General features: G+C 68.8%; 15 protein-coding genes and 2 pseudogenes. 4 read left to right on the forward strand and 13 right to left on the reverse strand.

Translation table 11 applies throughout. The features are described from left to right. Positions 1–610 precede the first annotated feature (610 nt). From VXC91_RS36965 to VXC91_RS36975, 3 genes are all read right to left on the reverse strand, one after another. Positions 611–964 (reverse strand): hypothetical protein, encoded by a 354-nt coding sequence (locus tag VXC91_RS36965; protein WP_329511731.1) that lies wholly within the window; start codon positions 962–964, stop codon positions 611–613. A gap of 180 nt (positions 965–1144) precedes the next feature. After that, a complete protein-coding gene (locus tag VXC91_RS36970) occupies positions 1145–1735 on the reverse strand; it encodes a superoxide dismutase family protein (protein ID WP_329511732.1) in 591 nt (196 codons plus the stop codon). Positions 1736–1851: 116 nt separating this feature from the next. Further along, positions 1852–2169, reverse strand: a complete 318-nt coding sequence (locus tag VXC91_RS36975) for a hypothetical protein (protein ID WP_329511733.1) — start codon at positions 2167–2169, stop codon at positions 1852–1854. Between the two features lie 77 nt (positions 2170–2246). Here VXC91_RS36975 and VXC91_RS36980 point away from each other — a divergent pair, with 77 nt between their 5' ends. Further along, positions 2247–2546, forward strand: coding sequence for a hypothetical protein (locus VXC91_RS36980; protein ID WP_329511734.1), 300 nt, complete (start codon positions 2247–2249; stop codon positions 2544–2546). A gap of 174 nt (positions 2547–2720) precedes the next feature. Here the strand turns inward: VXC91_RS36980 and VXC91_RS36985 are convergent, their stop codons facing one another. The 4 genes from VXC91_RS36985 to VXC91_RS36995 are packed head-to-tail and all read right to left on the reverse strand — an operon-like array spanning position 2721 to position 6291. Next, positions 2721–3176 (reverse strand): hypothetical protein, encoded by a 456-nt coding sequence (locus tag VXC91_RS36985; protein ID WP_329511735.1) that lies wholly within the window; start codon positions 3174–3176, stop codon positions 2721–2723. A 42-nt stretch (positions 3177–3218) separates the two neighbouring features. Further along, positions 3219–3989, reverse strand: a complete 771-nt coding sequence (locus VXC91_RS47225) for an ABC transporter permease (protein WP_408057567.1) — start codon at positions 3987–3989, stop codon at positions 3219–3221. Continuing rightward, complete coding sequence (locus VXC91_RS36990) at positions 3914–5590, reverse strand: FtsX-like permease family protein (RefSeq protein WP_408057568.1); 1677 nt, start codon at positions 5588–5590, stop codon at positions 3914–3916. The genes VXC91_RS47225 and VXC91_RS36990 overlap by 76 nt, the downstream gene beginning before the upstream one ends. Continuing rightward, positions 5587–6291: an ABC transporter ATP-binding protein gene (locus VXC91_RS36995; protein WP_329511736.1), complete on the reverse strand. Its 705-nt coding sequence runs from the start codon at positions 6289–6291 to the stop codon at positions 5587–5589. The genes VXC91_RS36990 and VXC91_RS36995 overlap by 4 nt, the downstream gene beginning before the upstream one ends. A 480-nt stretch (positions 6292–6771) precedes the next feature. Here VXC91_RS36995 and VXC91_RS37000 point away from each other — a divergent pair. Further along, a pseudogene (locus VXC91_RS37000) lies at positions 6772–6885 on the forward strand (DNA-binding response regulator); the annotation flags it as partial. On the opposite strand, the gene VXC91_RS37005 reads toward VXC91_RS37000, so the two are convergent. The 5 genes from VXC91_RS37005 to VXC91_RS37025 all read right to left on the reverse strand — a co-directional run bounded on the left by VXC91_RS37005 (position 6843) and on the right by VXC91_RS37025 (position 10989). Then, entirely contained in the window at positions 6843–7073 is a 231-nt protein-coding gene (locus VXC91_RS37005; RefSeq protein WP_329511743.1) for a hypothetical protein, read from the reverse strand. The pseudogene VXC91_RS37000 and the gene VXC91_RS37005 sit on opposite strands and share 43 nt — an antisense overlap. A 101-nt stretch (positions 7074–7174) precedes the next feature. Beyond that, positions 7175–7939 carry a nucleoside phosphorylase gene (locus VXC91_RS37010; protein ID WP_329511737.1) on the reverse strand — a complete coding sequence of 255 codons (765 nt, stop codon included), beginning with the start codon at positions 7937–7939 and terminating at the stop codon, positions 7175–7177. A gap of 189 nt (positions 7940–8128) precedes the next feature. After that, positions 8129–8413: a hypothetical protein gene (locus VXC91_RS37015; protein ID WP_329511738.1), complete on the reverse strand. Its 285-nt coding sequence runs from the start codon at positions 8411–8413 to the stop codon at positions 8129–8131. A gap of 506 nt (positions 8414–8919) precedes the next feature. After that, positions 8920–10203, reverse strand: coding sequence for a M48 family metallopeptidase (locus VXC91_RS37020; protein WP_329511739.1), 1284 nt, complete (start codon positions 10201–10203; stop codon positions 8920–8922). Between the two features lie 318 nt (positions 10204–10521). Further along, entirely contained in the window at positions 10522–10989 is a 468-nt protein-coding gene (locus VXC91_RS37025; RefSeq protein WP_329511740.1) for a hypothetical protein, read from the reverse strand. A gap of 224 nt (positions 10990–11213) precedes the next feature. On the opposite strand from VXC91_RS37025, the pseudogene VXC91_RS37030 reads away from it, so the two are divergent. Together VXC91_RS37030 and VXC91_RS37035 are read left to right on the forward strand one after the other, a co-directional pair. Further along, a pseudogene (locus VXC91_RS37030) lies at positions 11214–11462 on the forward strand (transposase); the annotation flags it as partial. Next, the gene (locus tag VXC91_RS37035; RefSeq protein WP_329511741.1) at positions 11381–11551 is read left to right on the forward strand and encodes a hypothetical protein; all 171 of its coding nucleotides are present in this window, start codon (positions 11381–11383) and stop codon (positions 11549–11551) included. The pseudogene VXC91_RS37030 and the gene VXC91_RS37035, both read left to right, overlap by 82 nt. A gap of 19 nt (positions 11552–11570) precedes the next feature. Here VXC91_RS37035 and VXC91_RS37040 read toward each other — a convergent pair whose 3' ends face one another. Further along, complete coding sequence (locus tag VXC91_RS37040; RefSeq protein WP_329511742.1) at positions 11571–12107, reverse strand: 2'-5' RNA ligase family protein; 537 nt, start codon at positions 12105–12107, stop codon at positions 11571–11573. Between the last annotated feature and the right edge of the window lie 179 nt (positions 12108–12286).

The raw sequence follows: 12286 nt of genomic DNA on the forward strand, positions 1-12286 counted from the left end.
TAGCTGCTCGCGGTGGCTCCACATGCGCTGCCAACGGTCATGGGCCGCCTGAATACCCGCCGCTGTGTCCGAAGGCGGTTCCGTAGACATGTCCGTCGCCATGAGGGCCCCTTTGCGTTCACCAGCCGGTCTCGTGCTGTCCGGCGGGTGGCGACATTACCGCCGAGTATCCGGGGTTGTGGAGGGGGCGAGGCCCATCGTTTTCGGGCCGTTGCTGGTCAACGGCCCGGACTCGGGCAGGATGCCCGTCCCGGGCAGCGAGACGACCGGCGCGGGCACGAGGACCACCGGCTTGTTCGTCGCCCCCGCACCGCCGGGCGCGCGGGACGGGCCGAGGGAGAGTGTGGCGGACGGTGTGGACGGGGTGCGGGAGCGACCCGGGCTCGGCCGACGAGGGCCGGACGGCTTCGGCTCGGGCTTCGGGTCTTGAACGGGTCGACCACTTGGGGTGACGCTCGATCAGGGGCCGCACGTACCGGCTGCAGCAGTTGTTGTTGAGGCGGAAGGCGTCGCCTTGAGCGGCCTGGCCGTAGCGCCGGCGCAGGAGCTCGAAGAGCATCCCGATACCAACGGCGGAAGCCTTCGGCGACGCAGTTGGCGGTCAGTGCCTTCAGGTGCCGCAGCATCCATGAGGAACCTGGAACGCCTCGAACCACTGCGGGATGGACTGGCCGGGGTCGATGGCGGGCTGCTGGACGGGCTGGATGCCGCCCAGGCCGGGCAGTTGCGCCACCAGATCCGAGCGCAGCAGATGGGCCGGCGTCGCTGCGTCGATTTTGTCGTTCTTCAGCCGGGCCGAGGCGATCGCCTTGCACTGCAAGCGGTGGGCCGTGTGCGAGTCGAAGCCGTGGTCCTGGAACAGTTCGATGAGCCGGCCCCAGCCGAACGCGGCCTCGAATGCCACCGGCGTACCCTCCGGAAGGTCCCCGATCACTCCCAGTACGGCCTCTCTACCGTTGGGCACGTTCCGGCTTCACCGCCGTCCGGCCGCCCTCGTCCTTCACAGCGATCTGCGACCGGCGACAGTGCACATCAATCCCCATATAAGCCCTCATCACGGGCCTCCTGACCGGGACTTGGCTCCCCCTCAGAAGAGCGTTCCGCACGGACAGGAAGGGGAAGCCCCAGCCCTCACAGGGTCAGGTCAGCTGAAAGGCACGGTGAGACAGGCGAGCCGCGGCCCAGCCATTCCAGCCTCGCCGGGCTTCGTCGCCGTCCCGTGCTCGTGGATGACCACGGACTGGGCCTCGCCCGGCCGGAAGTCCCAGTCATAACTGGATTCGGCGGTGGCACGGCCCTGGGCGTCGGTCCTGAAGTCCAGCCACACCTCGTTCTCGCGGTTCGCGTAAGCAGGGTCGGTGGAAGGCTGGTGCGGGTCCTTGACGTTCTGGTAGTGCGGACCCGAGGCATCCGGGGTGCGGCCACACGGCTTGCTGTGCACATGCGCTCCGTATGTGCGGTTCGGGAGCAGCCCGCTCACACTGAGCCGAACACTGGTGGCCGCGCCGTCGACGCGCCCGTCCACCTGCTCGGCGACGGAGATGAAAGCGCCCACGGGCACCGTCTTCGAGTCGTACGTCAGCGGTTTCGACGGATCGAACGGGGAAGTCGGCGGCACGAACTGCCCCTCCACCCTCACCGCGCGGGAGTCGTCAGACACGAATGCCGATGTGGTCGGCACCGCGAGCAATGCTGTGACGGCAAGGGCGCCGGAGGCTTTGCGAAGAATCCTCATGAACGGTCTCCTTCGACGAAGCGTGAATCAGCGGTCCACCGTGGTGGCCGTCCCACCGTACCGGCCAGCGATTCCGCGCCACGTGTTGAAGGCGTCCGTTAGAGTGAAGCAGTCGGTCAGAGGGCTTTCGCGGCACGCCCACGGGGGACGATCGCGGAGCCGGGTCCGGTGTAGCGGCCCTGCCGCAGCGCCGCCTCCACCTGCGGCACGATGGACCACATCACTGTGCGGGACTTCGCCTGGATGTCGGGTGCGGCTTCGATGAGCGTGTCCAGCAGCCACGGCGGCGACCCGGACAGCTGGTAGTCCGCCGGCGTGAACCGGCCCAGCCGCACGACAGCCGGCAGATTCTGACGGCTGGACAGGCCGAACAACTGCGTAGCCTCCTGCAGGCCGACCAGCGGCGGCAACTCATCCACGCTCTGCGCCCACACACCGGGCTCCTGGGCGGCCACCAGCTGCTGCAGTCGCGCGGGTCGAGGACTGATCGGAGCGCGCTACCCTCTCGGCCATGTCAGAGACCAGGCGAAGACTGGTGCGGGCCTTCTGGGCCGTTGACCGCCTCCTTGGCGGCGAGCGCCCGCCGACACGCACACAGAAGTTCACGGCCCGGCATCCGGTCATCCTGTCACTTCTGACGGGAGCAGTGTGGGCTACCTACTTCCTGTTGCTCCCAGACGCGCAGCCGTCGGACTACGTCATCGCGCCGATCGGCGGCCTTCTGCTCGGCGGGATCTTCGGGTTCACGGCACTGTACGAGAGGCGTCGGCAGCGTCGTCTGCGACGGCTGGGGCTGTGGGACGGCTCGTGAGAGAGGCATCCCAGACATGAAGACCACGATCTACAGCTGGACTGTCAGGAGTTCGATCCGGGTGTGGCCGTTGTGGGCCTCGGGCCCCCGATGCTTGCTGCCTTGAGCCGTCCGCTTCCGCCGTCTTGCACTGCTGTTGATGTCAGTCGTGTATGTCAGAGGCTCCCGACAGCGCTACCAGGCCGGTCGCGGATCCCGAAGAGCAGGAGGGGTCTGCTCAGGGAGGCCGCGCCCCGTGTCTGTTCGCAGCAGAAGCCCAGGGTCTGGTGGGTAATCCTCATTCGGCGGAGCCGGATCATGGAACCGTTGCGTGCGCGGGAGAGGGATCTCCACAAGCTTGCCGTCGTGGATCATCCACAGACCGAAGCAATCGTCATCCTGGTCGTGAATCAGAACCTGCACGCTTTCCGGACAGGGCCAGGGAAGCGACTCCAGATGCTTCAGCAGCCCGGACCGCGAGTGCATCCGCTCGAACTCCGTGGCCCATCCGGTGCCGAAGGAGCCGACCCATTGGCTTTGGACTGGTACGAACCAGCCGCGCCAACTGCGCTCCTCATCATCTCGGGTGAGAGGTTCCATGATCTCCTCTGCGCCCAGCGCGAGCACGATGACCTGTGCGAATCTGCTCATACCGCAGTATCACGGCTCGGCTTCGGGCGGGACCAGCGGTTATTACTGTTGTTGGTCGCTGACCGGGCCTTTGCTGATGGCCGGCAGCAGCGCGCCTGTCACCGCGATGACCAACCCGCCGAGGGCGAGCATGGCCAGCTGGGGCGCGTGGTAGACGGCGATGTCCGAGGTGGGCACGGTCATGCCGATGGCATCGCCCATGAGCGGCGTGACGTACCGGTGCAGGGCGACCCCGGCCGGGACCGCCGCCGCGCCGGCGAGCAGGCCGATTCCGGCGACCGAGGTGACGACCATGGTCACGGTCTGACGAGGGGCCATGCCCAGGGCCCTGAGGACGCCGAGATCGTGGACGCGGTCGCGGGTGTCGAGGACGACCGTGTTGAGCACGCCCAGGCCCGCGACCGCGACGAGCATCAGGGTGAGCATCCCGATCAGCGCGTCCATGGTCACGATCACATCGGAGGTGTTGCCGGTGTTGGCCTGGGCGACGGCGCCGACCGGGTCCAGTGCGGCGTTGAGCGAGGTCACGTAGTGCGCCAGATCCGTCCCCGGTTTCGTCTCCACGTTGTACCGGCCCGGTTGCGCGTCGACTCCCAGCGCCGCGAGGGTCGAGGTCCGGGTGAGGAGTTCCATGCCCTCGCCCTCGGTGAAGAACGCCTCGCCGACGATCCGCACCGAGGTCTGCCGCCCCTGCTCCGTCAGGGTCACCGTGTCCCCGACACGGATTCCGGCGGCCTTCAGGAACCGGGTTGTGACCACCGCCTGGCCCGGGCCGTCGAGCCAGCTCCCCGAGACCATCTGGGGGCGGCCCACGACGCATCGCCCTGGTATGCCACCACGGTGGTGGCGCTGGTGATCCCGGACGCGCTGACCTTTGCCTGGGCCGTGCCGTAGAAGCGACTGGTCCCCTGCTGCGCACGGAGTGTGGCGGCGATCTCCGCCGGGTCGGCCTTCGGCGCGTCGGACTCGCCGCCCACGTGGACCACCTGGGCGCCGGGCGGCCCCTGCCCGCCGCCGGTTTCCACCACGACCGAACCGGCCGAGTCGAGCATGCGGCCCGACTGGACGGCCCCGAGCGTCAGGGCGAGCCCGACCCCGAAGGTCACGGTGGCGGCGCCGAAGGCGACCGCGGCGGCCGTCGTCGCCGAACGCGCCGGGCGGGCGAAGGGGTTCGCCAGCCCGAGGCTGACCGCGCGCGGCAACGGCAGCCGTCCCGTCAGCCGCCGGGCCAGGCGCCCCCGACCGGCGCCGGGCGTACGCCCGACGGTGATCGCCTCCACGGTGCGCAGTCGGCCGGCGCGCAACGCGGGCACCAGAGCGGCGCCGGCGACCAGGGCGAGGGCCGCGGCGGGCACGACGGCGTCGATCCACACGGGAATCGACGCTGCCGGGCCGCCGAAGGCGGTGCCGACCTCCCCGAGTACCGGAACGGCCAGCAGGTTGCCCAGAACCAGCCCCAGGGCGCAGCCGGCCGCCGCCGGGATCAGCGCCTGCCCGATGTAGGCCCGTACGACCTGCGCCGGGGTGAAGCCGAGGGACTTGAGGATGCCGATGCGCCGGGTCGCGGCGCCGACCGCGCCGCTGACCACGATGCCGATGACCAGAACCGACAGGAGCAGTCCGAGGACACCGAAAGCGGCAAGGAACGGCACAAACGCCATCGCGTTTGCGGTCTCCTGTTGCTTGACGGTCAGATAGGAGTGCGACCCGGTCAACGCGTCCTTCGGCACTGCCGCGGTGATCGCGGCGCGGTCGGCGGCCACCTGGGTGTCCGTACCCGCGTGGCGGAAGCGATAGAGCATCTCGTACGTGAGTGGGCCGCCCGTCGCGGTCAGCGCCTCGGCCTGCGCGGGAGTCACCCAGGCATCCGCGGTGCCGGTCACCGACCGGGCGATGCCGACCACGGTCAGCGTGGGGCTGCCCGGCGCGGCGGGGAGTGTCAGCCGCGCGCCCGGTTGTACGGGCACCCGGTCGTAGGCCATCACGATCTGGCCGGGGCGGGTGGCCCACGCGCCCGCGACCAGGCTCAGCCCGTCGACGCGGCCTGCGGCATCCGCCCGGCCGACGACGGTCATCGGCGGCAGATCGACACCGGCCGGAAGTATCTCCGAGCGCGACGCCGTGCGCGGGCGGACCGAAAGGGTCCGGAAGGGTCCGGCCGCCGCGGTCACACCGGACGCGTGGGCGGTTGCCGCAAGCTTCGAGGCCGTCACCTTCGTCCCGTCGAACTGCACGGTCAGGTGGGCGCCGTGCTGCTTGGCGAAGGCGTGGTCGAAGGGTGCCTGGGATGCGACGAGCAGTCCGGCGGCGAGCACCGACGCGGTGACGGCCATGAGCGTGGTCAGGATCATCACCGCGGTCTGGACGCGCCGCCGCCCGACTCCGGCGCGTACCGCCCGGCCGAGGGCGCTCATCGGGCCACCGCCGCCGCGTGCTCGGTGTCCTGCACGATTCGGCCGTCGACCAGCTCGACGGTCTGGGTCGCGCAGGACTCGGCAAGGCCCAGATCGTGGGTGACCAGGATGATCGTCTGCCCCTCCGCGTTGAGTTCGGTCAGCAGTTCCCGGACCTCCTCGCCGGAGGCGGTGTCCAGCGCGCCCGTGGGCTCGTCGGCCAGCAGCAGGGCCGGACGGTTCATCAGGGCCCGGGCGACCGCGACCCGCTGACGCTCCCCACCGGACAGCCTGCCGGGGTAGGCGCCGGTGTGCCGGTCGATGCGGAGGTACTCCAGCAGACCGGCGGCACGCCTGCGGGCCTCGGCCCGGGGCAGGCCCGCCAACTGCCCGGGCAGCAGCACATTGTCGGTGACCGTCAGGTCGTCCAGGAGGTTGAAGAACTGGAAGACCATGCCGATCTTGGCCCGCCGGTACTCCGCCGATCTGGCCTCGCTCAGCTCGTCCACCCGCAGTCCGTCGACCGTGACGCTGCCCGCGCTCGGCCGGTCGAGTCCGGCGATCAGATTGAGCAGCGTCGACTTGCCGCTGCCGGACGGCCCCAGAACGGCGAGTGCCTCTCCGGCGCGCACGCTCAGTGTCACGTCGGCGAGAGCCGGCGGCCCCTCCCCGTACGCCCTGGTCACATCACGGATGTCGATGACGGGCGCGGTCGCTGCCACGGTGCCTCCACAGGCCGGTGGTTGACGGTTCGGCCCGAAGGTAGGGGCCGGGCCGTGCCCGGGGCGTCGCCTGCGAAGGCGAGATGGGCTGCCGTCCCTGGGTGACCCGCCGGTCGCGTCATCCCTGCGATGTACGCGGGGGATGTAGCACCCGTCCACAGCGGGAGGGATGTGGCCGGGTTCGGGGCTTGCCACACTGTGCACATGGGCGGGGCTGTTCGGGCAGAGATCGTGGAGCGGTGGAGGACAGGTGTCGCGGCGCTGCGGCGCTGGAGCCCGCTGCCGCGTCCGTCCCGGTGGATGTGGGCCGCCGACGCGATCCTTGCCTTCGTCCTCGTCGGCTGCACGCTGGGCACTGCCCTCAGGCAGGGCAGCAGCGACGTTCCGGTTCCGCCGGATCTGGTGCCGACACCGCCGCCGGTGCCGACGCCGGGCACCGCGCCGGCTGCTCCGCTCCCGTCGGTGGGTGTGGCGCAGCACCTCGAAACCCACGTGGCCCGGATCCTGGCCAAGCTCCGCCTGCGCGACCGCGCCCAGGCCGTCGTCGTGGCCTACGAGACGGGACTGATCACGCCGGGGGCAGGCGCCCCAGCGGCGGAGCCGCAGACGGGGAGCACCAGCGAGTCCGTTGGCGGCGCAGCGACACACAACTCGTAGAGGTCGCTCCACCACTGACAACCTCGGTTGTCCCAGATCCGGTAACCGCCCGGTACGCCCCTGGCAACAGAGCGTCTCCTGCGAACGGTCCCCCTGTTCGCGGTGCCGCCCTTAGAGCCGTCCATCAGCGAGTCGTCCCCGACGCGTGACAATGCGCGGGCTGCGGCCGGCCGGCGAGGCGGTATGCAGCTGTCGGCCCGCGCGCTTTCCAACTCCTTGCACGGACTCAGGGGCCGACAAGTACTGCGGCAGCAGCGTCGAACAGGTCGTTGAGCGCGTCGAAGGCTGCAGCGTCGGCGAGCCCCTTGGGCTCCCAAGTCTCCGCAGCCAGCGAGTCCATGACGACGAGGCCGGCGGCGAAGGCGATGCCTCGATACTGAGCCACTGCTGCGAGGGATGCGGCTTCCATCTCGACAGTCAGTACGCCTTCGCCTCGATAGGCCAGCACCTCTTGCCGCGTCTCTCGATAGACCGCGTCGGTTGTCCAACTGCCGCCTACCTGCACTTGGCGTCCGCGTCTTTCGAGCATATCGAGTAACCGAGCTGTCAACTCCTCGTCCGGCTGCACATAGCGCTCCGGCTCCAGGTAGTGGTGCGAGACGCCTTCATCACGCACAGCCCGGTCGCAGACGACCACGTCACCGGGGACCTGGCCGACACACAGCCCGCCGGCGCCACCAATGCTCACCACGCGTCGCGCGCCTGCGGCGATGGCCTCTTCCAATACGGACGCAGCGGCCGGACCCCCTATGCCGAACCCGCTCAGCAACCCAACCTGCTTGCCCGCCACATCCACGACATGGAACTCGCCGAAGAAAGACTCAAAACGCTGTGATTCGTACCGCTCCAGCACCCCACGCCGAAGCCTGGCGCTGTACATCATCACGACCGCTTCCGGTACCACCTGCTGCCGAACAGCTTGGCGCAGGGTCTCGTGCGGCTGGAAGAGCGCGGGCAGGGCGTGCTTGCCTGGATAGTTAGGGAAGGTCATACGCCATGTTCGACGGTAACCCGCAGATGCAGCAAACGGATTGCCGCATCGCGCGCTGTGGCCATCCAGCGACACTCGCTTCAGGAGTTCGATCCGGGGACTGGCATTGCCCTGGCAGAAGCGCTGTGGCCGGGGGACGGATGACTGCCGACATACTCCGTCATCCGTTGCGGTGCGCCGACGTTGATGTCAAGTCTGGATGTCAAGGTTGTTTCCTTGCTCGTCGTCGTTCACAGCTGCTGCACTGTGCCGCTGTTGCGCAGTTCCATGAACACTGCTGAGCATCCAGAAGCTCGCTACGGCCCCGGCCGGGATGGCAATGAGCAGCTGCCAAGGGTTGGGTATGAGGCTCCCAACGATGCCGCTCAGGATCGCGAGCCCTACCAACCTCGTGATCAATGTCGGGCGGCTGAGGATGTGGTGAAGCACACCTGTCCAGGAAATCGGCTCCGCAGGAACGTCGTCCAGCTTCATGGCCCGAAACGTACTGCCATTGACGGGGTTCGACGAGGTCTTGGGCCCCTCGCTCTGACCGCACAATGCAGCTCCGGCGAAGCGTTCAGCCCTAGTTTGGGGAGCGTATGCCGCCCAGGCCGACTTGCCGAGACTCCGAGGCGCTACCAAGCGATCCCCGTGTCCTGCCGGTTCTTGCTCCCACCTGGACACTCCGCATGCCGCACATGATGAGTGCGATCTGGCCGCTTGGCAACATTCCTACAGCTGTCATGGCCATGGGACGACGCCGGCACTCGCCCATGCTGCCGGCGTAGCGACTTTGGCCGGAAGTTTCAATGATCGGGTCAAGGGTGCATGGGGCACTCGATCAGTTCTTCTGGAAGTGGTGAGCCAAGCCTCTCACGTGCGGTGGCCTACCGTAGCTGCCCCTGTCACCTGCGCGGATGTCCGGGCCAGTTGTCATCGTCTGTCAACATCGGTTTGCCTCGCACGGCCCCGTGACGGCCTCGGCTTCGGGCAGAGACCTAGCCGTCGAAGCCCTCTCGGACAATGCGGCGGGCCACCGTGACGCGGGCCCCCGCGAGTTCAGCGGCGATCCGCCGTTGCCGTTCGTCGTCCGTCACCACGGCAGCGGGTGCGGCCGGGCCGACGAGCAGGCACGTACGTCTGAGGTGTGTCGGCGGGTGGGTCGCGTCGACGCTGTGCCCGCGCCGAACGCCGGCACGTCGCTGCCGCTCGTACTCGTACTCGGGGATTGATGCCATGTGTGCTCTGAGCCGCTCCCAGATTTCCTCCGGTTTGGCCTCGACCGTCCGGGCGCCGCGCCGTCCGGCGAGGGCGGCCTGGCTGGCCTCCCGTCGGAGGGCGGCGGCGGCGGACTCCGTGACCAGCAGCCGGTCCATCAGGCCCACGGCCGCCTCGGTGGACGCCGCGCGGGCGGCCTCGCGGTCGGCAAGGTACTCGGCTCGCTGAGTGGCCCGCAGCGTCAAGTGGTCCAGCAGTGTCAGCACGCCCTGGAGGAGCAGACGGGGCACGATGTAGAGCAGGTTGATGAACATTTCGGCGGCGGACGGCTTGGCTATCGGGGTGAAGTAGTAGTGCCAGGTGGTCAGTGAGCGGTACGCCGTCGACACCACCAGACCTTGGCGTGTGTCGCCGTTGCTGTAGTGGGCGAGTTCGTGGCCCAGCAGTGCGATCCTCTGCTGCGGCGTGAGGATCTCCCACAGGGGCACCCCCAGCATGAGCAGTCGCCGCCCGCGCACGCCATGGGCCATGACGCTCGCGTTGACCTTCGTGTCGACCCTGACCTCGTCGATACCGCGGGTGCCGACCACCTGGGCGACCTCGTCGACCAGCGCGTAGAGCTCGGGCGCATCGTCACGGTGCAGTATCGGGTCTGCCTTGGGCAACCGCGCGGCCCGTGGTCTGAGGGGCCACGCGAGGGCGAGGAGGAGCAATCCCGGCACCATGCCCACGCCGCCCCATCCGCGCACCAGCCACCAGACTCCGCCCAGGACGAGGGCCACGGTGACGCCGTGTACGGCGAGGGCGATTGCGAAGGCGAGCAGCGAGGAGGCATCGCGCCGGGCGCGCAGGCTCCCGCCGGCCGTCACTTCTGCCAGGAGCTTCTCGCCGTGCCGTCGCGACAGGGCACGCCGCACCCTGTCCAGCCGGTCCCGCTTCTGGTGCGGCGTTTCCGGGTCCACGTTCCAGTCACAGGCCGCGCACCAGGCGACGTACCTGCTATCCGCGCGGATCTCGGCCCCGCACTCCGGGCACGACTGAGATTTCTCCTCGGGGGTGCGCACGGCTGCACCTTCCCCCATCCCCGCGACCCCTCCCCAGAAGCCTGTCCTTGACACTCCGAGTCGATCATTGGAGGCCGTCTGCGTAAAGGCCCCTCGTGGCAGTGAGGTCCGTCTGTGATTCAAACGAAACCCACTGGCTCAAGTCGGTGATCCCGTGGTAGTTGGGCGTCTCGCCCGTTGTTCGGCCGAGTTGCTGAGCCATCTCCGCAACGATCGAGTCAGCTGCTTCGAGCGATGCAGCCCCATCGACGTACACGTACCAGGTGCCAGCAAGTTCCAAGGATGCGGCGACCGTTATGGGATCCGACGGCGCCGCCACTACGGTGGGGGCTCGTCCACCTCCGGGACCGGCTGTGGCTCGACTCCCATGCCGGCGGCCCAGGCGTCGGTGACCCGGCGGACCCGGGCGGGGAAGTGACTGTCCCTGATGAGGCCGTACTGGAGCGGTGCCGGCAGCTTTACCCGCTGCCCGTCCGCCAGGTGGACCACCAGGCGCGACTTGTCCTCCACCTCGATCCGGGTGATCTCGCTCCACAGGATGCGGCGCGCGTGCTCGCCGAGGAGCTCGAGGCCGACCGGGGTGAGTCGGAGCCGGGGGCGCAGTTGACTCCAGACGTACCAGGCCAGCAGCAGCGCCCAGAGTGCGGGGTAGAAGAAGGGCACGCGCGGCCAGGCGTCGCCGGAGTGCCGTACGGCAGGGGATACGGATAAGCAGAGCACCAGGCCGTTCAGGACCCAGGCGCGGGCGCTGCGCTCCCGCATCACCTGCGAACCATCGGACACCATTGCGCCCCACCCCCGTAGCGCCGCGTCAACATGCCCATGTTCCTGGCCGCAGAGCCGCGACACAAGGGAGACAACGGCATGGGCGGGGCGGCTCCGCGGCGCCCCGCCCCTGCCGTGTGCTCGGCGCAACGCTGCGGCGCCGCCGAGCTCTTCGCCGGCCGCTCTGAATGGAATGGTGCGATTTCCCTTGGAATGTCGGTGTCTGATGGGGTGTTAGCCTGCACATGAGACGGGGTGAGCGGCCGCCGTGGATCGTGTCGGACGAGCTGTGGGCGCGGATCGAGCCGTTGCTGCCGGTCGTGCCGCGCCGCACGGATCACCCGGGGCGCAAGCGTCTGGACGACCGGAAGGTGCTGTCGGGCATCCTGTTCGTGCTGTACACCGGCATTCCGTGGGAGTTCTTGCCCCAGGAGCTGGGCTTCGGTTCCGGCATGACCTGCTGGCGTCGCCTGCGCGACTGGAACGACGCGGGTGGTCGCAGTCGCACCGTCCCGGCGTCGAGGCGGAGGTCGACTTCGGCGACGTCTACGCACACGCCAAGAACGAACAGGGCAACGGCTGACCGACCAGCGCAACCGCGCCTATGCCAGCGGGAAGGAGGCCCTCTGGCGCCATCGTGTCCCGTCGTGGACCAGCAAGTCGACCGCCGAGACCTGCGTGACGACGGGGTGACCGGTGAGCAGGTCGGCCTCGGCCTTCTCCAAGACAGCCTCGTCCTGGCCCTGAGCGACGGTCAGATGCGGGACAACATCGTCGAACTGCCCGCTGAACGGCGGGCTTTCCGGCCACCGCTCCACGATCGCCTCGGTGAGACGCCTGAAGCCAGTGTCCGGTTCGGGGGCGAGATACAGCACTCCAGGGAACCGGCCGCAGTGGTCGAACCGGGCCTCGAAGGACTCGTGTCGGCCGAGTACCTCGCCGATCGCGGCGCAGACACCCTCATCGATGCGGCTCGCGTCGAGAAACGGGAAGAGCACGGTGACATGCGCCGGAACACCGGCACGGGCCGAGGGGTCAAGGCGGTTACGCCACGCTCGCACCAAAGGCTCCGCCTCCGGAACCCTCACGATCAGTCCCGACTGCCCTGCCTGGAATCCCTGCGCGTCGTCATCCGCCATCGCATCTGTCTATCAGCGGACCCCGACCGGCGGCGACCCGATAATCACCGCCATACCAAGCAGGACGGAGCACCACCCAAGTACGCAGGTGGGGCCAAATCACAGTGACAGATTATGTCTGCGAGATCACCAAGTGGGGCCAAATCCCGCTGTCGAACGAGGCCAGCTCACATTGTCGG

The sequence above is a fragment of the Streptomyces chiangmaiensis genome (genome assembly GCF_036281785.1).
Lineage (GTDB): Bacteria > Actinomycetota > Actinomycetes > Streptomycetales > Streptomycetaceae > Streptomyces > Streptomyces chiangmaiensis.